This is a genomic window from Ruegeria sp. AWH4_226, assembly GCF_056159225.1.
Map to the genome: position 1 here is coordinate 362,804 of NZ_JBSWUU010000002.1, position 23,564 is coordinate 386,367.

Below are 23,564 nucleotides of genomic sequence, written 5' to 3' on the forward strand. Positions count from 1 at the left end.
GTACTCCCCGTGAATGACCGCTCAACCTCAGCTTAACCCCAATTCACCATAGCACGAGGCTACAGGATTCAAGCTTGATCCATCGCAAAGCCGTCGATTTGGCCGCACGTTAGGGTCTTGTCAAAATCAACCATGTGGAAAGGCTATGAAGCAGAGTTCGCTTATTTATTTTGCTCTGGCTGCGCTCGTGATTACGGGCGGCATAATGTATGCTGTCATGTCCACGAATGGTGACCAGTTGCCGGATGGTTTCGTTCAGGGAAACGGGCGGATTGAGGCCGAGCAGGTTGAGATCGCCCCCACTCTCGCGGGACGTGTCGTGAATGTATTGGCGGCCGAAGGAGATATGGTCGCCACCGGGGACATTCTGGCCGAGATGGACGTTGATGAATTGTCGGCGGCATTGGACAGGGCCAAGGCCGAGGTGGCGCTGGCGCGCCAAACCAAGGCGGAAGCCGAGGCGCTTGTTCTACAACGTCAGAGTGAACAGCGCCGGGCCGAGCAGGAGCTGGATCGCGCAACGGCGTTGCTGGCCGGGCAGAACATCTCTGAAACCGTTTTTGAAGAACGCGAAACCATCCATCAGGTCGCTGCGGCAGTCTTGGGGGCCGCCAGGGCCCGTGTGGCAACCGCAGAAAGCCGGATTGCAGCCTCTGAGGCGGAAGTGCGCCGGATCGAGGCGCAGATCGAAGACAGTCTGCTCCTGGCGCCGATGCCCGGTCGCGTGCTTTATCGTCTTGCAGAGCCCGGTGAAGTTGTCGGCGCGGGTGAGCCGATCCTGACCCTTCTCAGTCTTCAGACAGTGTACATGGAGGTGTTTCTTCCGGCGCGTGAAGCCGGGCTTTTACCTATCGGGGCCGAGGCGCGGATCGTTCTCGATGCGTTGCCGGACTACGCGATACCTGCATTTGTCAGCTTTGTCTCCCCCGAAGCGCAGTTTACACCGAAACAAGTTGAAACTCTGGATGAACGCGAGCAACTGGTGTTTCGCGTCCGCGTTCGCATACCTGAGGATCTGGTCGAAAGCCGGATTGAGCATGTCAAAACCGGCCTTCGCGGCGTGGCTGTGATCCGGGTCGACCAGAGCAGCGCCTGGCCCGAAGCCCTTGAACGGCGCATACCTCAAGAGCTGTTCGAATGAACACCAAGGTCTCTGCGCCGGAAATCCGTGTTGCCGATGTCACGCACAGATATCGAAAGCAGATTGCGCTGGAGTCTATTTCCGTGAACATTCCGACCGGCAAGCTTGTTGGATTCATCGGGCCGGACGGGGTCGGGAAATCCACTTTGCTTAGCTTGATCACCGGCGCAAAAAAGCTGCAATCGGGGTCAATCAACGTTCTGGGCGGATCGATAGATGAACCCGCGCATCGCCGCCGCATTTGTCCGGCAATCGCATTCATGCCGCAAGGGTTGGGGCGCAACCTCTATTCTGAACTATCGATACGCGAGAATCTGGAGTTCTTTTCGGGCCTTTTCAGTCAAGGGCAGGATGAACGTGATGCCCGGATTGAGGCGTTACTATCTGCAACCGGACTTGCGCCTTTTGAGGATCGCCTAATGGGCAAACTCTCTGGCGGGATGAAACAGAAGCTTGGCCTGTGTTGCGCATTGATTCATGACCCAAAACTTCTGGTCTTGGACGAGCCGACAACCGGCGTTGATCCGCTGTCGCGTCGACAGTTCTGGGCATTGATCGACGTGATCCGTTCCGAAAACCCTGAGCTCTCGGTTCTGGTGTCGACTGCCTACATGGAAGAGGCAGAGAGTTTTGACTGGATCGTCGCGATGGACGCTGGCCGGACCATCTTTCAGGGACAACCGACCACGTTGAAAGCGGACGAAAAGGATCTGGAAACCGCGTATCGACGCCTGCAGGCACAAGGCGCACCTGCCTTTACGTTGGATGAAAGTCCAGCCCGCCAGATTGAAACAGACCCGGTGATCATCGCGCGCGGGCTGACCCGGCGCTTTGGCGATTTCACGGCCGTGGACAGCGTGGATTTCTCGATTAAGCGGGGCGAGATTTTTGGGTTCCTCGGATCGAACGGATGCGGCAAATCCACAACGATGAAGATGCTGACAGGTTTGCTGCCGGCCAGTTCCGGTGAGGCTTTGCTTTTCGGCAAGCCGGTTGACGCCCGCGATCGGGAAATGCGGCGGCAGATCGGATATATGAGCCAGGCCTTCTCGCTTTACGGTGAATTGTCGGTGCTTCAAAATCTTCGGCTGCATGCCCGCGTGTTCGACCTATCTGACCGAGAGGAGCGTATCGCAGAATTGACGGATCGTTTTGGACTGACCGGCCATCGCGATATGCTGGCTACCGCGTTGCCGCTTGGGATCAAACAACGCCTGTCGCTGGCGGTTGCCGTGATCCATCGCCCGCGTGTGCTTATTCTGGATGAACCAACGTCAGGTGTTGACCCAGCGGCACGAGATTCGTTTTGGGCCTTGCTTGTCCAGCTTGCGCGCGAAGACTCGGTTACGATATTTGTGTCTACCCATTTCATGCCCGAAGCAGAACGGTGCGACCGGGTTTCCTTCATGCACGCAGGCAGGGTTTTGGCAGAAGGCACGCCAGCGGACTTGATCGCTTCTGAGGGCGCGGAGAACCTAGAAGGCGCTTTCATTTCAATTCTAGAGTCAGAGGAAAAACCGGCGCCGGTTGTCGCGCCAAAAGTGAAAATGAGCGCCCAAGCCAAACATGTGCGGGCAAGCTTTAGCTGCGCTTTCGCGTACACGCGGCGGGAAGCCGTCGAAATTGCCCGTGACCCGGTTCGGCTTGCCTTTGCCTTTCTTGGGTCCGCCATTTTGATGTTGGTCTTTTGCTTTGGCATCACGCTTGACATTGATGAGCTTGATTTCGCAATTCTAGACCTGTCTCAGGGTCCTGAAAGCCGGGACTATGCGGCAGAGTTTGCAGGATCACATTATTTCAAACCCACACCTCCCCTGGACAGCGCTGCAGAAGGACGTAGCCGGTTGCAGGCCGGAGACGCCTCGCTGGTTATTGAATTGCCGCCTGACTTTGGCCGCAAGTTGCGGGCAGGAGAAACAACCACCGTCCTGGCCACAGTCGATGGGGCAATCCCGTTCAAAGGTGAAACGGTTGAAGGTTACGTCGCTGGGCTGCACCAAACATTTCTGGATGAGCAGGCCCGCAGCACTGGCAAAGCCCCGGTTGAGATTGCCAGGATCGAACCTCGGTTTCGCTATAATCAAAGCTTTGAGAGCATTGCTGCAATGGCTCCGGCAATGCCTGCAATCCTGCTTATCATGCTGCCGGCCGTCCTGATGGCGGTCAGTGTCGCGCGAGAGCGGGAACTGGGATCTGTCGTGAATTTCTATGTTACACCAACGACGCGGCTTGAATTCCTGGTCGGCAAGCAAATCCCATATATTGTGATTGGCTACGCGAATTTCCTGCTCTTGGCCGGGATGACGATTTTCATCTTTGGCGTGCCACTTAAAGGGGATCCCTTTCCCTTGGCTGTTGGTGCGTTCCTATACGTCTGGGCGACGACATCCTACGGATTGGTGATTGCGACCATGACCTCAAGCCAAGTGGCCGCCACATTTGCGACTGCCATTGCCTCGGTTGTGCCAACCATTCAGTTCTCGGGCCTGTTGCAGCCTGTTTCAACCCTTGAAGGGGGCGCGCAGGTGATCGGCTCATTCTGGCCGTCGTCCTATTTTTTGCACCTGAACGTCGGCGCGTTTACAAAAGGCCTAGGTTGGGAGGCGCTTGCCCCGGACATTCTGGCACTGGCCTGTTTCGGGCCGGTGCTGACACTGATTGCCGTCCTCTGCCTGCGTGCGCAGGAGAAGTGAATGCAGCGCCTTTCCTGCATATTCTGGCTCGGCCTGAAAGAGATGATGAGCCTGCGCCGCGATTGGGTCATGATGGCGTTGCTGGTATGGTCGTTCACACTGGCGCCGATCATGGAGGCGACGGGTGTCGCAAGTTCAGTGAACAATGCCTCTATCGCGTTTGCGGATGAGGACAACTCACCGCTCTCCCGAACGCTTTCAACTGCGTTTTTCCCGCCCGAATTCCAGCAGGTTGTTCAGATCGAGCCGGGAACTGGCCCCGCACATATGGATGCGGGGCGTTTTATCTTTGTTGTTGCCATACCGCCGGGGTTTGAGAGGGATTTGCGCGCGCAGCGCAAACCAGAGATTCAGGTACTGATCGACGCCACGGCCATGGAGCAGGCGGGTATTGGCGCCAGCTATATCACCAACATACTGAGCGCCGAGATTTATCGTTTCGCAGCCGGTGTCGATCTTGTCGACGCGCCTCCGGTAGATCTTATCCTGCGAAGCGCCTTCAACCCAAACAGGGATACAGTGCGTTTTGCTGGTATCGTGGCCCTGATCGGCCAGATCATGTGGCTTACGACGATCCTGACCGGTGCTGCCATGATCCGGGAACGAGAGCATGGGACGATAGAACATCTTCTGGCGCTCCCCTTGGCCCCGTTTGATATTGCAATGGCCAAGATCTGGGCCAATGCGGCGGTTGTACTGATCGCAGCAGGGCTGTCGCTTGTCTTTATCATGCAGGGTGCGTTGGACATTACAATTGCCGGGTCGAAGCCCTTGTTCTTGTTCGGTACAGCCCTCTTTCTGTTTACAGCTACCGCATTGGGGGTTTTCCTTGCCACCATTGCGCGGTCAATGGCGCAGTTTGCGCTTTTGGTTATGCTGATTGTTCTACCCATGCTGATGTTATCAGGTGGCGAGACGCCGGTCGAAGGTCAACCAGCCTGGCTGCAGGCTGGGACGCTGTTCCTTCCGTCGCGCCACTATATGTCGGCCAGCCAGGCAATCGTTTTCAAGGGTGCCGGGATTGAAACCGTCTGGCTGGAATTTGCGTCGATGGCGGCATTGGGCCTAGCCTTGTTGATCACAAGCCTGGTCATGTTTCGCAGGTCGATCGCGCGCATGAGCTGACATGATCCGACGAACTGCCAGCGCTCCGTAGTGGCCTGAGCTTTCGGTCCAGCTTTAGCGCCGCCTTCAGGTTTGGTGCACGTAGCTGCCGGGCGCATCAGGCAGTTTGTTGGCGCTTCGCCGTTCCCCGCCCATGAGCGGAGGTTTGGCCTCACCCGTTGAGTGGAGTTTCAACCAATCAGCCATAGCGGGCCACCACGAACCCTGCCGCACCTTGGCAGTTTCAAACCATTCATCAGGAGATATGTACAGCGCATCAGCCGCCCTGTGATCTTGCCGATAGTGGCGCTTCTTGTGGCCCGGCTCGCTCAGGATGCCGCCGTTGTGGCCGCCATTGGTCAGCACAAATGTCAGGTCCCCATCCGTAAACAGCCTGATTTTGTAGACCGACCGCCACGGCGCAATATGGTCGGATTCTGTACCCACCACGAACATGGGAACGCGAATGTCCTTCAGCGCGACAACGCGACCTTCAACGGCGAACCGCCCGGCGCTCAGGCGGTTTTCCAGAAACAGACCCCGCAAGTATTCCGAATGCATTCGCGCAGGCATGCGCGTAGTGTCGTTGTTCCAAACCGTCAGATCCGTCGGTAAGTCCGCCTCGCCCAGAAAATAACGCCGCACCGCGCGGGCGTAGATCAGGTCTTCGGCACGGATGGTCGTAAACGTGCGCGCCATTTGCGGTCGATCCAGACAGCCCTGCAACCACATGAGATCTTCGACAAACGCAACTTGGCTATCGTCGATGAAAAGCAATAACTCGCCAGCTTCGGTAAAATCGACTTGAGCAGCCATAAGTGTGATGCTGGCCAGCCTGTCATCTCCTTCGCGTTGCATAACGGCAGCGGCAATCGCCAAAAGGGTACCGCCAAGACAGTATCCATTGATGTGAATCTTTTGGTCCGGAACGAATTTTGAAATGGCATCAATCGCCGCCATGACGCCGTTCAGGCGGTAATCCTCTAGGCTGAGATCGGCCTGATCAGCGGTAGGGTTAATCCACGAAATCATAAAAACCGTGAACCCCTGATCAACAAGATAGCGAACCATCGAGTTTTCTGGCGACAGATCGAGAACGTAATATTTCATGATCCAGGCAGGGACGAACAGAATTGGCTCGGCCTGCACGCTGTTGGTGGTTGGTGCGTATTGAATCAGCTCGAACAGAGCATTGCGGTAAACGACCTTGCCGGGGGTAGCAGCCAGATCTGTGCCAATCTCATATCCTTTCGGCGGAGCGTCGTGCTTTTGCGTCACGGCGTGCGTAAAATCTTCGAGGAAATGCTCGCTGCCTTCGATTAGATTGCGACCACCGGTTTGCATGGTACGCCGGATGATTTCAGGATTTGACCACGGAAAATTCGACGGGGATACTAAATCAAGGGCTTGCCGAACCTGAAACTGCGCCCGTTCTGCATCACGGGGCGCGATACCTGGCATAGTATCCGTCGCGGCCTGCCACCAGTCCTGAGTGCTTAGAAACACTTGTTGCCACAGCGAGAAAGGGGCTTTCTGCCAGCCTTGGTCGCTGAAGCGGTGGTCTTGGGCGCGGGTTTCAAAGGGTGGGGTGGGTTTTGATCCTGCAGCCAAGTCGCTGGCATATTCCGAAAGCTTGGCCGTATTCTTGGCAGCATGTTCCACCAGTTCAAACTGACGTCCCGGCGACCGGCTGAGGTGCAGCGCCCAATCCATCCAAGTGGCCATGATCGAATGCGGGGAAACTCCTGCAGTGGCACGCGCCATAACTGCACGCATTGCGCGGTCAAGTTTCTCGTACGGGTGGCCCAAGGTGTCGTTTGCAGGGCCCGCCCCGGTCGTCTTGTCTTCGGCAATCGGTTTGCCTGGAGGCAATTCAGTCATCGGGTTTCTCCGTTCTGGGTCTTGCGCGGGGACAAAATTAAACGAAATGCAAACGATACTTGATTCACTGCCTACATAGTTACAGTCGCAAAACACGATTCTCTGGCTTTGGATGAAGACGTATGACTGGAGTGTGCCAACAAATTTTCGCCGGAGAACTGACCCATGTCAATTGCCCGCGAATGTGTCGTAACCGTCATGGGAAAAGTGATCAGCACTGGATAAACCCACCGGACGGGCCGATCCGTAACACGACCTGCGGTTCCGCGCGGCGTCCAACAGTTGCTGACAGTTCGCGCGCTTGGTCGTGTTTCGTATTGATACAGGAATGACCGGCGATACCACACTGTGCCATTACACCGTTTTCCGCCACTGGGAACCAATCTGTGATGTGCGACGCCACCCGGCGGGCATGGGCAACAAAGACCAATGTAATCTGGCGGCGTTATTGCGGCCAAACTATGAGCCGCAGTACTTGCTTCTGAGGCGATGAGTCCTGCGCCAAGACGCGTTCGTCCGTGATCGCCGCATTCGTGCCATGGACAAAACGCGCGGGCTATATGTTTTTAAATGACTTAAGAGGTTTTGATCTGTCGAAAAGTCAGGCTGATGCGGGGCGTGAGAACCCTTGTTGATTTGGGAATACTGTGAAGCCAGAAGTCTTGAGTTGTTCCCTTCATGGTTAAAAGACTGCCATTTTGCAGAAAAACAGAAACCGTTTCCTTGGTGGATTTGTGCTTGAACGAAAACTTTCGTTCCGCTCCAAAGCTGAGCGACGCAATGGTTCCGTGTCTGACAAGGTCTTTCTCAGCGTCGCTGTGCCAGGCCATTCCTTCGCTACCATCCGCATAGCGGTTCAAGAGGCAAGAGTTAAACCTGTCGTTACAAACACGCTCCACCTTGGCCTTTAAGCGAAGCAAGAGAGGGAACCAGGGTAACGCCGTTCTGGTTATTTTCGAATAAGTGTACGAAAATGGATGGTCTGCGTACCAAGCAACCTTGCGTTTTGTTTCTATTCTTTTCCCGAAAATCACGGCTTCGTCATGCTTCCAGGCCACGTTTTTTTCAAGCGCATTCAGAATTTTAAGCGATGCGTCAAATTCAAAGACCCGACCATAGTGAAACACTTCACCATCTTTGGGCAAAATATTTACAGGCTTCTCATTTACTGGTGCAAACAGGTCGTCTTGCATGGGATTCTCGTAACTATGGCGCGATAACAACAACACTCCAAGTTGTGCCTTGAACGGGACGTATCTGCAGCCCGCCGCAATGCGCGCTGCAGGGTCTTTAGCCTATCCTTTGGTGACCGAGTTCCCCCCATCCGCGACCATCGCGCTGCCCGTCACGAACGAGGATTGTTCAGATATTAAAAACAGGGCCGCTTTGGCGATTTCATCAGAAGAGGCCATGCGTTTCAGGGCGTGAATACTGCTAATCCACGCATGGGTGTCAGGGTCGTCCCCTGCCATGGCCGTTTTGGTTCCGCCAGGCACAAGCGCATTGATCCTTATATTGTCTGCACCATGTTCGACGGCCAAGACCTGGGTCAAACCAATCAACCCCGCTTTGGAAGCCGCGTAGGCAGCCATTCCCGGCAGGCCAATTGTATACCCCACAAACGTCGAGGTGAACACGATAGAGCCCCCACCACGCCTAGCCATTGCGGGAATCTGATGTTTTGCGGCGTGAAACGCGCTAGTGAGATTGATATCTATCACGGTATTCCAATTGTCGCTGCTCATGCTCGTCACTGGCCCCATGTCGCCCATGACACCTGCATTGTTGAAAGCCGCGTCGAGACCACCAAACTTCGCTTCTGCGAGTTCGACCAGCGCCGACGCGTAGGTTTCATCCGAGACGTCACCGGCAAGAAAAGCAGAACTTCCCTTATTTTCCTGAATACGATAACTGAGATCTGCCAGTTGCTTTTGCCGCCTTGCACCCAAGACAACGTTGGCGCCCTGCGCAGCAAAAAGAAGTGCTGCCGCTTCGCCAATGCCGCTGCTGGCGCCGGTGACGATGACCGTTTTGTTTTCAAGTAACATGATCTCTCCATCTTTGAGTTCGATGCGGCACGTATGAGAGTTCAGTTCACTGGGCGACCCGTTTCCTGCGCATCCAATTCAACCGTCGCCCCGAACCGCATGAAACGGGTCGTGAGGCTTGATCTGTGACTCTATTCCAAAGGCAGATTGCGCAAACCGTCTGGCCGTGCTGGTCCCAAGAAAACGTGCGGTTCGCGCCTAAGGGAATATGAATGCAAACGGAGGCCCAACCATGCAAAGCAACGCTGAAAACAAACTGGTCATTGCGACTAGGGATGAAATCCTGACCCGTATCGACAATTTCGATTGGCTGAATATTCAAGAAAACCTCGACCGGGACGGGTGTGCTGTTCTTCCATCACTTCTAAACGCTGATCAGTGTCACCAGATCGCAGATCAGTATGAAGAAAATGAACTGTTTCGCAGCCATGTTCAGATGAAACGGCATGGTTTCGGTCAAGGCGAGTACAAATACTTTGCGTATCCTTTGCCCGAACTGCTTGTCTCGCTTCGAAGCAATCTGTACCGCCACCTTGCACCGATCGCGAATGCTTGGACACGGCGTATGGGCAAAGGTATGGCGTATCCGGACACACACACCGAATTCTTGCGCCAATGTCACGATGTTGGGCAGAACCGACCGACTCCGCTTTTGCTTCAATACGTGGAAGGCGATTTTAACTGCCTGCATCAGGACCTCTACGGAGACATGTTTTTTCCATTGCAGGTCGCGTGCCTTCTTTCAGCCCCTGATCAGGACTTCGAGGGTGGCGAGTTTGTTCTGACAGAACAAAGACCAAGAATGCAAAGCCGCCCGCAAGTCGTTCCGCTCAAGCAGGGGGACGCCGTTGTTTTTGCAGTGAATACACGCCCAGTACAAGGCACGCGAGGAGACTATCGCGTTGCAATGCGACATGGCGTTTCGCGTGTGACAAAGGGGCGTCGCCACACCCTGGGTATCATATTCCACGATGCGAACTGAGACGCGACCAGGGCGTTGGGTGTTAGCGCATCTTGGGAAGCCCAGATCACATGATTTGGCGGATGCTTTTGGTCTTAGCAGTGTTCCACTAGCATTCGAGCCAAATCGAAGGTGGCATTCGAGAGACTGCCCGCCGCGCGCGAGAGGGCAGCGCTGAGAGCAAGCCCGAACCCGTGAATGTCGGACTGCTGGACGGCTTGCAGTCTCTCCGTCGTCCCATCTTGCGCGCAGTTTGGTGCAAACGAAATATACAGACCAGTTGCCCACGCGCGCAGATCATGCGCGATTTTGCGGCATTCAAGCATATCAGTGAGAACAGTCTTTGCGACCACACCAGAGGGGGCCACCAGAACTCTGATTGGCAACTGTCTGCCTGTGCGCAAAAAGCAGTTGTGCGGTCGGGCCATGCCACGCGGGTCTAAGGCCGTCACTTGTTGGCTATCTCGGTGTGACTGCCTGACATTGTCACAAAACGACTTGTCTGATCGTCATGCCAGCGAAACGAGTCATCTTGGCCACACCGGTGAAGCTGACCAATAGGTGAGGGTACAAATGACCAGAAAACTGATTTCGCAAGGGTCGTCTTTCGAGCGCGAAATAGGATATTCCCGTGCTGTCGTCGATGCGGACATGATTTACATCTCTGGCACGACCGGGTTCGATTTTGAGACAATGACCATTTCGGATGACGTGGCCGCGCAAGCCAAACAATGTCTTGCGAATATCGAATGGGCGCTAACACAAGCGGATGCAACTTTCGATGACGTTGTTCGGGTCCGCTACATCTTTCCAACGGCTTCGGACTTCCTGAAATGTTGGGCTGTCTTGAGCTCATTTTTCGCAAAGGTCAGGCCCGCTGCGACAATGTTCTCGGCCTCGCTGGCTGATCCCCGGATGAAGATCGAAATTGAGGTCACTGCAAGGCGGCAGCAAAAACACTGACTTCGGAATTCGCTAGCGCGTCACATTCTTCACACGTCGATCGTCGAGTCGGTACCCCTTAACCGAAACGAGGTCACCATGCTCAAATCACGGCGTGTTATTGCATCCACCTTATTGGCCGTGTCTCTGTCCGTAGGCGCAAGTCACGTCATCGCCGGAGGTGACTTTGACATACTGCGATCTTACTATGAATTCGACGGCCATATTCCGCCCGACATACAGTTCGAAGAGGCGCAGCAGGGAACTGAGATCATCACTGATTTCACCTTTGTGTCTTTCGACAACGAATTGGTTTGGGCCAGGTTAGAGCGCCCGGATCCCACCCGGTTTCCGGGCAAACGCCCCGTGGTAATCCTACTGCACGGTATCACGCAGTCTTTAGAGCAATGGTGGCGGCTAGACCAAGAAGCCTATTCTTTCCCATCAGCGCATCGCGAAGTTCTGGTAAGAAACGGATTTGCAGTGCTGGCGATCGACCTTCGCAATCATGGCAATAGAATTCAACAGCATGATTTTCCTACGCCATCCGTCTATTTGCAGAAAGGGTATTACGAAGCTATCCGCAAAATGATTGCCCAGTCTGCTATTGATGTGCGCAGGACAATCGACATCGTAGAGCATTTTGACGGGCTCGACGATAAGCGTGTCTCCGTTGTTGGTTTTTCTCTTGGTGCATGGGCGGGATATCTTGCAACTGCTGTTGACGACGGAGTGAGTAGCGCCGTCTTTATTGGCTTGCCTTTCCTTCCACCAACAGAAGGTCATCAGACGCATTTCATATCTCAGTACGAGTACAGCAGCGGAATGGCTGGTCGTCCGGTCCACTTCGTTGCAGGTACGCAGGATTCTTTTCACACCAGAGAGCATGTCGAAGACCTGATTGAGGCAATCGGCCCTGAAGCATCGGTAAGTTGGGTTGAAAGTGGGCACGATTTTCCGCGGTCAACAGCCGATATGACGCTGAGGCATTTACAAGGCCAACCGCAGTAAGGGTTTGTTTCAACGACAAGCGTGGCGGTTACTAGTGTCCGGGCGTCACATAAACACGCCGTTGATCGTCAACACATCGTTAAGAACACTGTGAAGGAAATCAATGATGCGAAAGTCCATCATAAGCATTGGAGCGATCACCATGGCACTGCTTGGTTCAGCACCCGCAATGGCAGCGGAAATCAAAATTCTCAACCCGGCCGGTCTCTACGACCCTGCGCCGAACGGGTACAGCCACGTCGTGGTCGCGCAGAACGTTGGGAGAATGGCTTTTATAGCCGGTCAAGGTGGCGAAGCTGCAGATGGTTCGCTATCGCTAGATTTCGAAGCGCAAGTCGAACAGGCCTACAAGAACCTTTCCTCCGCTTTGCAAGCTTTGGGCGCCAGTCCCAGCGACGTTGTAAAGTTGAATACTTATGTGGTCGATCACGAGCAGGAAAAACTTGGAGTTCTAACACGCCAATTGATGAACCTATTCGGGGATCACTTACCCGCACAAACGCTGGTTCCTGTCCCAAGGCTGGCTTTGGAAGGTATGCATTTCGAGGTTGATGCAACTGTGGTTTTGGAAACGCGGGACTAGGCCCCTCGCAGAATCGCCATCTTTCTTAGCCAAGCTGGGGACACCGTATTAAGTGCCCCGGCAGCGGCTTCTGAAAAGAAGAAAGGACTTTCCACCGGTTGCCGTCAGGTGACCGCGTGGTCTTTGGTCTCAACGCACGATGAAAACTGGATCATCCTAAACAGGAGATTTCTGCTAAGCTTCCCCGGCTGGGAAAACAGCAGGATCCTAGGATGGCGTCATGTTTTCAGGTCGAGCGCGAGTGGCATTCATCCTAAAGCAAGGCGTGTAAAAGAGACTGGTTAGGTGAGCCTACCACCGATCGGAAAATGCGTCGGGATGTAAAAGCCTGAAAGTCTTGCGGCCTCATCTTCTGTGTAAGACTATCGCGAGGATATCGTCGATTTGGGCAAATTGATACTGCAAGCTTGTGGAACCATTTGCTTCCACGCCTCCAGCAATTGGTTAAGAGTCTTGGCAGACGGATGAGGTTGCATTCAAAAGATGTGCCAATCAGGTTGTTGAGACGCATTTGTGATAAGGGTGCGGGCGCATACACAGGCGCTGGGAGAGGAAAGGTAAGTATCAACATCAAAAAAAATCTGCCGGGTTTACAACACGTTGGGGCTTGCACGGAGCTACAAGCGTGCGAAGCACCAGTAAGGCAAGGACGAGGGAACACTTCCATGAGGCCTTTGGGTCTAAGACAATCGTGCCATGGACTTTCTTCACTACCCGACCGCCTTGGGCAAAAAGCCGAGTGCGCGAACGGTGGTCGATGGGCTGTTTGGAAGGTGTTCGATGGACAACACTAGCTCCAGCGAGCGAGGCTAATACGACATTGAATCGATCAATTAGGTTTGTCGGATGACTGCGTATCTGAGGTTGTCAGACACAATAACGGCAACAACTTCGTTTCGCGCGAACTTGATCCATGTGCATATGCCAACGATGCCACACTGGACCTTTCCCGTCCAAAAAGAGGGGGCTTGGTACGTTTGTCAAAAATGCAATTAAAAGGGGCGGGTGAAATTACGGAACGTGCGGTGGTTTTCAATACGTGCGCATGACCGCAAGAAGCTGAAGTACGGCATAGTAGTTGCAATGGGTCGGATCGGGGCGCAACCGGGCACAAGGTCCTGCTTGCCATGCGCTACCCCGATCTCGCTGCGCGGCCTTCATCTTGAAACAGCCGGAAAACTCCAGTTTCTAACGGTCCAGCATTAAAAAGGGCTGTGTTTAGTCCTTCACTATTCTTCGGGGCTATTCGCTGGAAAAGCTTAAACGATCCCGCAGGGCTTGAAGTTTTATTTCTTGAATTGCGGTTTTTAGGTCTGGTGTTTCCTGTACCGAAAGGCTTTCAAATAATTCTTCCAGCGCAGCAAGGGTTTGAATCATGAGATCCAAACTTTGCAGCGTTGTCTTGGTTTGTTGCTTTAACGACGCGGCCTGTTGGGCAGATAAACCTTCCAAAATCATTTCTTCCAGATTTAGGGCTTGTTCCCTAAGCAGCCTCATTTCCGGCGAAAAGCACGCTAAGAGGTTCTGATCAACAGTTGTATTATCCTTCATAGCCGACCCACCACCTGCTCGATACTCGCCTTTAGAGACGGTACAGTAAAGGGTTTCTTGACTAGGTTGTTCATCCCCAATCGGCGCCCTGTATCCAAAATCTCCTGCGTGGGTTTGCCAGTAATAAGAATAAAGCCAATTCTTTGTGTTGCACGTGTTGTCCGCAACGATTTCAGAAGGCCAAGGCCATCCATGCCTGGCATATTGTAATCGGACATAACCAAGTGGACCGGGTTGGCGACAAGCTTCCTCAATGCAGCTTCCCCAGAGTTTTCAACGAAATAGTTCGCAATACCTATTTCATCCAGCGCCTGGGTGATAACGCCACGGCTGGTCGACATGTCATCAACGACCATAACACGCAGGTTCGATTTTAGGCTCATTTAGCTTTTCCTTCTTTTCTTCACTCAGAGCTGTTTCGCGCCGGTCATGAAACTTTTTGATAGGTGGTGATACCAGTGCCTCTGAAGCGTTGTAGTGCCGGTCCTGAAAGCCTCTCAGAGTGTCCGAGGAACAGAAAACCATTCGATGTGAGAGCGTTCGCAAAAGCCGTCCACACGTTTTGTTGTGTCTCTTTGTCGAAGTAAATCGCGACATTCCGGCAGAAAATCGCGTCAAATTTACCAGAGAATGGAAACGGCTTGATTAGGTTGAGTGTACCGAACCGAACAAGGCTGGTGACTTCATCGGGCAAGCGAGGCTTGTGACTCCCGTTGCCCGTGACAATATTGGCATAGATCTTAGGAATCTGGGCCAAATCTTTTGGTTCATAGTCTGCGGCCATCGCCGCGCGCACGACAACCGGGTCGATATCTGTGCCCAAGACCTTGATATCCAGCTTGTGTGCATCTGGACATAAGGCATTCAGAACGATTGCAATCGAATACGGCTCAGGACCAGTAGAGCACCCCGCCGACCAAATTCTTACACGTGCGCCGGTCTGCGCAGCCTCCAGAAGAGGCGGAAGAACCTCGTTCCTAAGCGTTTCAAAATGGTGCACTTCTCTGAAAAACTGCGTGACGTTGGTTGTCAGCAAACACAACAGTTCAGTGCGCTCTTCAGCAGATCCCGCGTCGTCAAGTATGTCTAGGTAGTCCGAAAAGGACCCGATCCTTAGATTTCGGAGTCGCCTTGACAATCGCGAGCGAACCAAGGGTTTCTTGTTATCCGACAGGCTGAGCCCAAAGTGTTTTTTTGCGTAGACTGCAATCTTTGCGAACTCTTGATCACCAAGCTGAACTTCCTCGGTCGCGTGCGCCGCAGCCGTTGATACGGACCGCATCAAACCTCGTCCTTGTCTGGAAATCCGACCGCGTTCAGATTAACGATCCGGATCATTTGATCATTCTTCGAGATGATGCCCTGAATGAACTCCATCGTGTCTCGACTATCGACTGATGGCGTATCTTGAATTTCTTCCGGATTGATCGAGATGATTTCCGAAACAGCCTCAGCGAGCAACCCCAACAGGTTGCCATCTAAGTTGACAACGATCACAACATCACGTTCGCTTGCGGCAGACCGCGCCAGACCCAAGCGCGATGCGAGATCGTAGATCGGGATCACAGCGCCGCGTAGGTTCATAACGCCCAATACATAGTCCGGAGCGTGCGGCAAAATCGTCACCGGAGACCAACGCCGTATTTCTCGGATCTGGTTGATCCTAAGACAAAAAACCTGGTCTGCTGCGGAAAATGTTACATATTCCTGAATGGCGCTGTGTTGTTCTTCCAGTTGTACTTGCATGTGAAATCCTCCTTTCACACTAAGCCAGAACCTTGGCGGCCGGAGCCTCTGCCAATATGCTCTCGGGATCCAAGATCATTGCGATTTTGCCGTCTCCGAGTATCGTGGCCGCGGCAACACCGGCAGTTTCGCCGCAAACTCCGTCGAGGCTCTTGATTACGACCTGTCTTTGGTCATGGATTGTATCGACCGCCAACGCACCGCAGCCCCCCATTTGCGTTTCAACCAACAAAAAGACGGCGCTCAGTGGATCGCGGGGTTCGGTGCGCAGCCCAAGCACTTGGGCAACATCAAAAATTGGTACAAAGCTGCCCCTGACCGAAAGCATGTTTTCTCGCGGACCTAGGCAGTGGACCGCGCCCTCTGTTGCTCGGATTGTTTCGATGATCGATGTTATGGGTACAACCATCGTCTGATCGGCGACGGACACCACCATCCCATCCATTACCGCCATCGTTAACGGCAGCAGAATTGTAAAAATCGTCCCTTCGCCGGGCGTCGACGAAATGGTGATGCGACCACCAAGCGCCATCACCGAATTTCGCACTACGTCCATCCCGACACCGCGTCCGGACAAATTGGAAACCTCTGAAGCAGTGGAAAACCCCGGTAGAAACAACAGGCTGTCTATCTCGCTATCAGAAAGGTCGGCGTCTCTGGGAATGAGGCCTTTCTCAATGGCGATTTCCCGAATCTTTTCGCGGTTCAAACCCGCGCCATCATCCCTGATTTCAATGGAAACGCTACCGGACCGGTGCGAAGCCGTCAGACGAATTTCACCATCCTCAGACTTTCCTGCTGCAAGCCGGGCTTCTGGCTTTTCTATACCGTGATCCACAGCGTTGCGGAGGATGTGGGTCATCGGGTCTGTCAAACGCTCGATTACTGTTTTGTCGACCTCAGTGGCATCGCCTTCAGTCACTAGGCGTGTTACCTTGCCGGTCGCCGCTGAAGCCTCGCGCACAATTCTGGCCATGCGTTGAAACAGGGGTTTCACAGGTTGCGCGCGGATGGCCATAACGCATTCCTGAATTTCCCGCGCCAGCGATTTGAAAGCTTCAAGTTCGTTTTCCACCGCGCGCAGGTCATTTACATCCAGGTTATGAATCTGCTGCGCAAGCATTGAGTGATTGATAATCAACTCACCGACCGTATTGATGAGGCGATCCACCCGTTCGAGATCCACCCGGAGCGTGGAGTTGGCGGCCTTGGTGTCTGGTTTCGCAGTACCCTTTACGTTTACTGCAGAAGCCGAAGGTTGTTTGGCGGGTACTGAGGGTTCGCCCCTTACGGATGGCACATCGACAGACGTATCCAAATCTGTGCTTGCTTTTGATCCAGCAACTTCCTCTGATATCTCCAGATCGCACAAGCCATGGACGAATTCGAAAACAGAGTCGACGACGGCCTCGGACTTGTCTGTCGTGAGTCTGATATCCCATGATAAATAGGCTTCTTCATGGTCAAATAACTCTAGCTTTGGCAGCTGGCTTGAGTCCAAAGTGACGTCAATTTCTCCCAATTCGGCCAAAGCCTGAAGAAGGAAGAGCGGTTCATTACCGCTGTCGTACAATGCCGTATGCGGACGGAAGCGGATCAAAAATGAGGCCTGGCTTGGCTGGTCTTCTGAGAAACCAAGGTCCAGTACCATCGGTTGGAATTCCGATACGTCGACTTCTTCGCCAAGCCCCTCAGCTTCGAGATAAGTCTGCAGGTCATTCGTTACAGAGCTATGTGTTTCCGGATCTGCAGGCTTACCACCCCGCGCTTCAGCCACCAGATCGGATAAGTTATCGCTGGCCCGAAGCAGTAGTTGCGCCAGTTTCCCGTCGAGCTTCTGGTTTTCCGAGCGCAGGCCGTCGAACACGGTTTCAAATGTGTGGGCAAACCCCACCAGCTTATCAAGTCCAAAGGCGCCGGCACCGCCCTTGATGGAATGAACGGCTCGAAAAACAGCGTTCACCGTTTCTCCGTCCCAATCCCCGTCATCAATGGCTGTAAGACCCTCATCAATGGCTTCTAGGAGTTCTTCGCATTCTTCAAAAAAAGTGTCTTGAATTGAACTGCTCATGTTAACCCGCCATTCCTGCCACACGTTTGATGGCAAAGATCAGAGATTCGTCATCGAAGGGTTTGCCAATCCAGCCTGTTGCGCCTGCGCCCCTCACACGGGCTTTTACTTCAGCAGAGCTTTCGGTTGTCAGGACGAGTATCGGAACGCGCGTCGCGATTTTCTTGCCGCGCAACGTTTCTATGACGCCAAAACCGTCCAACCTAGGCATGTTGATGTCAGTGATCACGACATCCGGTTTTGTTTTTGCAAAGGCCTCCACACCTTCTTGACCATCTTCCGCGGTGATGACCTCGAAACCGGCTTCAGAAAGCGTCTCGCTCAGCAAAGAGCGGATGGTTCTGGAGTCGTCAATCGCAAGTACTTTGGTTTTCATCAGATGCCCTCGAACTGAAAGGTCGTTTCGCTTACGCCAAGGGTGCGCAGCGTGTGCCGGCATTCGTCGCTAACGCCTGTAAGAACAAAGCTTTGGTCAGCCTCCGCCCAATGGCGACGAGCAGTAAGCAGAATTTGCAGGCACCGGGTCGGGACGTGCCTCAGGTCCGAGCAATCAATCTCGACCGGTTGGATCGCCCCGATTTGCAGAAACTCAACCATAGGCCCAGTGTCGCCGGACGCCTCTGACTGCGTTAATTCATAAATTTTAACAGGTTTGCTCATCTTAGACCGCTCGCTTCCGAATGCGTGCCAGATTCAACAGGCACTTCGAAAGTGATTAGCGGCCACGAATTAACATTTGCTTTCTCAGGTCCGAAGAAATGCCAAACCATCCCTTCGACTACTCTTCCGTGTAGGCAAGGGCAGGGGTTTAACGCGGCCTTTTTAGTGACCCATATCGCAGCTTTTGGGCGGGAAAGATGCCAAGACTTGGCCTCAGACTACCTGACTAAAAGGTGAAACTTTGCATCATTCACAGTGCATATCTTAAGCACAGCCAAGACAAGCTAATCGAAGGGGCAACAAATTTGGCAACCGTCGCAAACCCTAAGGTGGTATCTCCCGTCGAACTGGCACTAAATAGAGCCTGATTTTCGCCTTGTGCAAGGACAGCGCCATGCAAAGTGTTCTTATAACCGGTTCTGCCGGGTTTATCGGTTTTCATCTGAGCAAGCTGCTGCTGGCACATGGCTTCCGCGTGGTGGGCCTGGATGACCTGAATGACTATTACGATGTTTCTCTGAAAGAGACCCGACACGACATGCTGTCGCATGAACCTGATGGTAAAAACTTCACTCCGGTGATTGGCAAAGTCGAAACCCCCGGTTTGCTGATGGATCTGTTCAGGGATCACGGGTTTGACTACGTCATTCATCTCGCGGCGCAGGCCGGTGTGCGCTATTCGATCGAAAATCCGCGTTCGTATTTGGAAAGCAACCTGATCGGAACATTCGAAATTCTCGAAGCTGCGCGTGCATATCCTCCGAAACATATGCTTTTGGCCTCAACGTCATCGGCCTTTGGGGCCAATACCGAGATGCCTTTCAAGGAAACACAGCGCGCGGATCACCAGATGTCGTTTTATGCCGCGACCAAGAAATCGACCGAGAGCATGGCGCATTCTTACGCACATCTGTTCGATCTACCGGTTACCATGTTCCGCTTTTTTACCGTCTATGGCCCTTGGGGTCGCCCGGACATGGCGCTGTTCAAGTTTACCAAGGCGATCCTCGAAGGCCGTCCGATCGACGTTTACAACCACGGCGACATGAAGCGTGATTTTACCTATGTCGAAGATTTGGTCGAGGCGATCCGCCTGTTGATGAATGCGATCCCCAAGCGCCCCGTGGGTGGGCTGATTCCGGAAGGGGACAGCCTGTCGCCCGTTGCCCCTCATCGGGTTGTAAATATCGGCAACAACGACTCTGTCCATCTGACAACGTTTATAGAAGCCATTGAGGCGGCTACTGGGATTAAGGCAAAGAAAAATATGTTGCCGATGCAGCCCGGTGATGTGCCTGCGACTTGGGCGGATGCTTCGCTGCTCAGGGATTTGACCGGGTATCAGCCCAAAACGTCTGTGGAGGAGGGCGTGGCAGAGTTTGTGAATTGGTATCGCGACTATTACCGCCCAAATGCAGCAGGTGCGGATCGGACCAGCGGATAGGGGCCGATGGCCAGATGCCTGAACCTTGATCGAAAAAATGACTAAACTTGGGGCAGGGCGCTCGCATGACGGCATTATTTCACGTAAGCACGTAAATCTGGTTGTCTTCTGTTCCGTTTCACCCTACCTACAGACATACCTCGGGGTGCGCGGTCGACCGTGCTGAGATGTCTTTGACGAACCCGTAGAACCTGAACCGGCTAGAACCGGCGGAGGGAAGGTTACGGTTTCATCCATCCTTGCCCTCTCGCCGCAATGGAGGATGATATGAAACATCTGATGATTGCTGCGGGAATTCTGAGCGCAACAGCGGCTATGGCGGCCGATACCCCTCAGTTGACCGTTTACACTTATGACAGTTTTATCTCGGATTGGGGTCCGGGGCCGAAGGTAGAAGAAGCTTTCGAAGCCCAATGTGACTGCGACCTGAACCTTGTTGGCGTCGAAGATGGCGCGGCGCTGTTGTCGCGTATTCGGCTTGAGGGTGCGAACTCGGCCGCCGATGTGGTACTTGGGTTGGACACCAACCTGATCGCAACGGCGAAGGAAACCGGGTTGTTCGCGCCCAGTTCAGTACGTGCCGAATACGATTTGCCGATCGAATGGGCGGATGACGTGTTCGTACCTTACGATTGGGGCTATTTCGCGTTTGTACATAATGCGGATGCGCCGGCACCGGCCAATTTCCGCGATCTGGCCGATAGTGAGGCCAAGATCATCATACAAGATCCGCGTTCATCGACACCGGGTCTGGGGCTGCTGTTGTGGGTCAAGGCGGCCTACGGGGATAATGCACCCGAAATCTGGGCCGGACTTGCCGACAATATCGTGACCGTAACCAAGGGCTGGTCCGAGGCGTACGGGTTGTTTCTGGACGGCGAAGCCGACATGGTCCTTAGCTATACCACGTCGCCCGCCTATCATCTCATCGCAGAAGAGGATGACAGTAAGGCCGCAGCGGCCTTCGACGAAGGTCATTACATGCAGGTTGAGGTTGCTGCAAAACTGGCCGGAACCGATCAACCTGAACTGGCGGACCAGTTTCTGCAATTCATGGTCACAGACACTTTCCAGCAAATCATTCCGACCACAAACTGGATGTATCCGGCGGTAATCCCCTCGATGGGATTGCCAGACGGCTTTGACGCGTTGATTACTCCGGAAAAATCCCTGCTTTTTACCGCTGAAGAGGCGGCTTCGGTGCGTGATGAGGCGCTTGCGGAATGGCTGGGCGCGCTCAGCCAGTAAACACATGGCCGGGTGTTGGCGCGGCCGGGCTTGTTGCCGCGCTGATCCTGGGCACCCTTGCCGCAGTAGCGCTGCGCGCAGAAACGGCAGGTGGTTTCGGCCCAGCTGACTGGTCCGCGTTGCGATTTACGTTGGTCCAGGCGGTATTGTCAGCGGTGTTCAGCGCGGCACTTGCCATCCCGGTTGCACGGGCGCTTGCCCGACGCCGGTTTCGCGGGCGGCGGGTTCTTATTGCCTTGCTGGGTGCTCCGTTCATTCTGCCGGTCATTGTAGCGATCCTTGGATTGTTACAGGTCTTTGGACGCGCGGGCTGGATATCGGAAGTTCTGGGGCTGATTGGGCTGCCTCCGATACGTATATATGGGTTGCACGGGGTGGTGCTGGCCCATGTGTTTTTCAATCTGCCGCTGGCTACGCGCTTAATCCTGCAGGCGTGGCAAGAAATCCCTGCTGAACGATTCCGTTTGGCCGCGCAACTGGGCTGCGACGGTGGCGCCATGTTCCGTCTGATCGAGCTCCCCATGCTGAGGCGCATTTTGCCGGGCGTTCTTGCTGTGATCTTCGCGATCTGCCTGACAAGTTTTGCGGTGGCGTTGACCCTAGGCGGAGGACCCCGCGCGACGACACTTGAACTCGCCATCTATCAAGCCTTTACGTATGATTTTGACCTTGGCCGCGCCGCGCTGTTGTCTGCTTTGCAACTTGCCCTAACAGTTGCTGCAGCTTTAGCCGCGCTAAAGTTTTCGCGGCGCGACGGCTTCGGCGCAGGTCTGGACCGTGCCATCCGTCGCTGGGACGGTGGTGCCCCCATACGCGATGCGTTCTGGATCTTTGCGGCAGCTGCGTTTCTGCTGCTGCCTCTGGCTGCTGTTGTAATCTCAGGTCTAGCTGGCCTGTTTGAAATGCCGATCGTGGTTTTCCGCGCTGCGCTGACCTCGGTGCTTGTCGCCTGCGTCAGTACGGCGGTGTTTTTGATACTGGCATTGCCTATGTCCGTCGCTGTTGCCGCCGGACGTTATGGGATAGTCGAGCTTAGCGGGATTTTGGGGCTGGCGGCTTCGCCTTTGGTTATTGGTACAGGTCTATTCATCCTGATTCACCCCGTGGCGAACCCGTCCATGCTGGCTCTGCCAGTGACGGCACTTGTAAACGCGATTATGGCACTGCCATTCGGCCTGCGCATTCTGGTGCCGGCCGCGCGGGATGTGGTGACGCGACATGGGCGACTGGCTCTTTCGCTGGACATGAACAAAAAGACCTTCTTCACTTTTGTTCTGCTACCTCGCATGCGGCCGCAAATTCGGTTTGCCGCAGGTTTGTCGGCTGCTTTGTCGATGGGGGATCTTGGCGTCATTACGTTATTTGCCGATCCAAAGATTGCGACACTTCCGTTACAGATTTACAGGCTGATGGGCGCGTACCAGATGCAAGCGGCTGCCGGTGCGGCATTGTTGCTGTTGATACTATCGATGGTTGCATTCTGGCTTTTGGATCGCGGAGGGCGGCATCATGCTGAGACTTAACGACTGCGTTATCGAAAACGGAAGTTTCGCGTTGAAGGCGGATTTCACTGTCGAGACCGGTGCCAGCGTGGCCATTGTCGGCCCGTCCGGGGCAGGCAAGTCGACGCTGATTGAGGCAATCGCAGGGTTCCGCGATCTGACGCGCGGGCAAATTTTGTGGGACGGAGAACTGATATCCAACCTATCCCCGGGCGAACGTCCGGTGGCTATGTTGTTTCAGGACGGAAATCTCTTTCCCCATCTGACGGTCGATCAGAATATCGCACTCGGTCTTCGTCCAAATGGACGTCTTTCAAGCGCAGAACAAGCTGAGGTCCAGAACGCCCTGGCTCGTGTTTCCCTGCGCGGACTGGGTGGAAGAAAACCAGCAGAGCTGTCTGGCGGTCAACAAAGCCGCGTGGCACTGGCGCGGGTCCTTGTGCAACGCCGTCAGCTTTTGCTACTGGATGAACCATTTGCGGCTTTGGGGCCTGCACTGAAAGCTGAGATGCTTGATCTTGTAGCCACATTGCTGGCTGAGACCGGGACCACCATGTTGATGGTCAGCCATGACCCGCAAGACGCCTGCCGTATAACTCAGAAGACCATCCTTGTGGCTGATAGACTCGCGCATCCGCCCGCACCAACACTCGATCTATTTAACAATCCGCCGCCCAGCCTGCGTGATTACTTGGGGTAAGGGGGAAGATTGCCCGATGATCAACCCACCAGATAGACTGTTCGAACCTGGAAGATTTCGCTCTTGGAAGTATCGCGCAAATTGGCTCACAAAAAGCGTGTAATGAACATTATGTTAATTACCAATGTGTTTCCCGCTGGCATCAATGTTTCATATTTCAATCAAGTTTACGTCATCCTAGGGACTCATGCTCTTACTACTGAGTATTAATTGCTCTACGCTACAAAGCCCAACAGAAAGCTAGGATTAGTACCTAGACGCCCGCAAGACCTCGGCGT

At 54.0% G+C, this 23,564-nt stretch carries 21 protein-coding genes, 1 pseudogene and 1 riboswitch; of the genes and pseudogenes, 11 read left to right on the forward strand and 11 right to left on the reverse strand.

Features of this window, described 5'->3' with window-relative positions; genetic code table 11:
* Nucleotides 1-145: 145 nt before the first annotated feature.
* The 3 genes from ACXAET_RS17035 to ACXAET_RS17045 are packed head-to-tail and all read left to right on the forward strand — an operon-like array spanning nt 146 to nt 4,959.
* On the forward strand, nt 146-1,141 hold the full coding sequence (locus tag ACXAET_RS17035; RefSeq protein WP_475187797.1) for an HlyD family secretion protein: 996 nt from the start codon (nt 146-148) through the stop codon (nt 1,139-1,141).
* Nucleotides 1,138-3,834, forward strand: coding sequence for a ribosome-associated ATPase/putative transporter RbbA (gene rbbA / locus ACXAET_RS17040; RefSeq protein WP_475187799.1), 2,697 nt, complete (start codon nt 1,138-1,140; stop codon nt 3,832-3,834). Before ACXAET_RS17035 ends, rbbA begins: the two co-directional genes overlap by 4 nt.
* Nucleotides 3,835-4,959: an ABC transporter permease gene (locus ACXAET_RS17045; RefSeq protein ID WP_475187801.1), complete on the forward strand. Its 1,125-nt coding sequence runs from the start codon at nt 3,835-3,837 to the stop codon at nt 4,957-4,959.
* Between the two features lie 66 nt (nt 4,960-5,025).
* On the opposite strand, the gene ACXAET_RS17050 is transcribed toward ACXAET_RS17045, so the two are convergent.
* The 3 genes from ACXAET_RS17050 to ACXAET_RS17060 form a co-directional block, all read right to left on the reverse strand.
* Nucleotides 5,026-6,819 carry a PHA/PHB synthase family protein gene (locus ACXAET_RS17050; protein ID WP_475187803.1) on the reverse strand — a complete coding sequence of 598 codons (1,794 nt, stop codon included), beginning with the start codon at nt 6,817-6,819 and terminating at the stop codon, nt 5,026-5,028.
* Nucleotides 6,820-7,394: 575 nt separating this feature from the next.
* The gene (locus ACXAET_RS17055; RefSeq protein ID WP_475187805.1) at nt 7,395-8,012 is read right to left on the reverse strand and encodes an alpha-ketoglutarate-dependent dioxygenase AlkB family protein; all 618 of its coding nucleotides are present in this window, start codon (nt 8,010-8,012) and stop codon (nt 7,395-7,397) included.
* 102 nt (nt 8,013-8,114) lie between these two features.
* Nucleotides 8,115-8,867: an SDR family oxidoreductase gene (locus ACXAET_RS17060; RefSeq protein WP_475187808.1), complete on the reverse strand. Its 753-nt coding sequence runs from the start codon at nt 8,865-8,867 to the stop codon at nt 8,115-8,117.
* A 232-nt stretch (nt 8,868-9,099) separates the two neighbouring features.
* Here ACXAET_RS17060 and ACXAET_RS17065 point away from each other — a divergent pair, with 232 nt between their 5' ends.
* The 4 genes from ACXAET_RS17065 (at nt 9,100) to ACXAET_RS17080 (ending at nt 12,364) form a co-directional block, all read left to right on the forward strand.
* Nucleotides 9,100-9,849, forward strand: coding sequence for a 2OG-Fe(II) oxygenase (locus ACXAET_RS17065; protein WP_475187810.1), 750 nt, complete (start codon nt 9,100-9,102; stop codon nt 9,847-9,849).
* Between the two features lie 552 nt (nt 9,850-10,401).
* Nucleotides 10,402-10,791, forward strand: coding sequence for a RidA family protein (locus tag ACXAET_RS17070; RefSeq protein WP_475187814.1), 390 nt, complete (start codon nt 10,402-10,404; stop codon nt 10,789-10,791).
* Nucleotides 10,792-10,869: 78 nt separating this feature from the next.
* Nucleotides 10,870-11,781: an alpha/beta hydrolase gene (locus ACXAET_RS17075; protein ID WP_475187817.1), complete on the forward strand. Its 912-nt coding sequence runs from the start codon at nt 10,870-10,872 to the stop codon at nt 11,779-11,781.
* A gap of 106 nt (nt 11,782-11,887) precedes the next feature.
* Nucleotides 11,888-12,364 carry a RidA family protein gene (locus ACXAET_RS17080; protein ID WP_475187821.1) on the forward strand — a complete coding sequence of 159 codons (477 nt, stop codon included), beginning with the start codon at nt 11,888-11,890 and terminating at the stop codon, nt 12,362-12,364.
* A gap of 1,242 nt (nt 12,365-13,606) precedes the next feature.
* Here the strand turns inward: ACXAET_RS17080 and ACXAET_RS17085 are convergent.
* The 8 genes and pseudogenes from ACXAET_RS17085 to ACXAET_RS17120 form a co-directional block, all read right to left on the reverse strand.
* Nucleotides 13,607-13,915: a hypothetical protein gene (locus tag ACXAET_RS17085; RefSeq protein ID WP_475187823.1), complete on the reverse strand. Its 309-nt coding sequence runs from the start codon at nt 13,913-13,915 to the stop codon at nt 13,607-13,609.
* Nucleotides 13,912-14,298 (reverse strand): response regulator, encoded by a 387-nt coding sequence (locus ACXAET_RS17090; RefSeq protein WP_475187826.1) that lies wholly within the window; start codon nt 14,296-14,298, stop codon nt 13,912-13,914. The genes ACXAET_RS17085 and ACXAET_RS17090 overlap by 4 nt, the downstream gene beginning before the upstream one ends.
* A 44-nt stretch (nt 14,299-14,342) precedes the next feature.
* Complete coding sequence (locus ACXAET_RS17095; RefSeq protein ID WP_475188425.1) at nt 14,343-14,951, reverse strand: CheR family methyltransferase; 609 nt, start codon at nt 14,949-14,951, stop codon at nt 14,343-14,345.
* Nucleotides 14,952-15,002: 51 nt separating this feature from the next.
* Nucleotides 15,003-15,197: pseudogene (locus ACXAET_RS17100) on the reverse strand (chemotaxis protein); the annotation flags it as partial.
* The gene (locus tag ACXAET_RS17105) at nt 15,197-15,661 is read right to left on the reverse strand and encodes a chemotaxis protein CheW (RefSeq protein ID WP_475187830.1); all 465 of its coding nucleotides are present in this window, start codon (nt 15,659-15,661) and stop codon (nt 15,197-15,199) included. The pseudogene ACXAET_RS17100 and the gene ACXAET_RS17105, both read right to left, overlap by 1 nt.
* 19 nt (nt 15,662-15,680) lie before the next feature.
* Nucleotides 15,681-17,732 carry a chemotaxis protein CheA gene (locus ACXAET_RS17110; protein ID WP_475187833.1) on the reverse strand — a complete coding sequence of 684 codons (2,052 nt, stop codon included), beginning with the start codon at nt 17,730-17,732 and terminating at the stop codon, nt 15,681-15,683.
* 1 nt (nt 17,733) lies between these two features.
* Complete coding sequence (locus tag ACXAET_RS17115; RefSeq protein WP_475187834.1) at nt 17,734-18,108, reverse strand: response regulator; 375 nt, start codon at nt 18,106-18,108, stop codon at nt 17,734-17,736.
* The gene (locus ACXAET_RS17120; protein ID WP_475187836.1) at nt 18,108-18,392 is read right to left on the reverse strand and encodes an STAS domain-containing protein; all 285 of its coding nucleotides are present in this window, start codon (nt 18,390-18,392) and stop codon (nt 18,108-18,110) included. Before ACXAET_RS17120 ends, ACXAET_RS17115 begins: the two co-directional genes overlap by 1 nt.
* 394 nt (nt 18,393-18,786) lie before the next feature.
* Between ACXAET_RS17120 and ACXAET_RS17125 the strand changes: the two genes are divergently transcribed.
* The 4 genes from ACXAET_RS17125 (at nt 18,787) to ACXAET_RS17140 (ending at nt 23,286) form a co-directional block, all read left to right on the forward strand.
* The gene (locus tag ACXAET_RS17125) at nt 18,787-19,836 is read left to right on the forward strand and encodes a GDP-mannose 4,6-dehydratase (protein ID WP_475187839.1); all 1,050 of its coding nucleotides are present in this window, start codon (nt 18,787-18,789) and stop codon (nt 19,834-19,836) included.
* Nucleotides 19,837-19,967: 131 nt separating this feature from the next.
* A riboswitch (TPP riboswitch) is annotated at nt 19,968-20,071 on the forward strand.
* Nucleotides 20,072-20,103: 32 nt separating this feature from the next.
* Complete coding sequence (gene thiB, locus ACXAET_RS17130; RefSeq protein ID WP_475187842.1) at nt 20,104-21,084, forward strand: thiamine ABC transporter substrate binding subunit; 981 nt, start codon at nt 20,104-20,106, stop codon at nt 21,082-21,084.
* The gene (locus ACXAET_RS17135) at nt 21,060-22,607 is read left to right on the forward strand and encodes an ABC transporter permease family protein (protein WP_475187844.1); all 1,548 of its coding nucleotides are present in this window, start codon (nt 21,060-21,062) and stop codon (nt 22,605-22,607) included. The genes thiB and ACXAET_RS17135 overlap by 25 nt, the downstream gene beginning before the upstream one ends.
* On the forward strand, nt 22,594-23,286 hold the full coding sequence (locus ACXAET_RS17140; protein WP_475187847.1) for a thiamine ABC transporter ATP-binding protein: 693 nt from the start codon (nt 22,594-22,596) through the stop codon (nt 23,284-23,286). Before ACXAET_RS17135 ends, ACXAET_RS17140 begins: the two co-directional genes overlap by 14 nt.
* Nucleotides 23,287-23,564 lie beyond the last annotated feature (278 nt).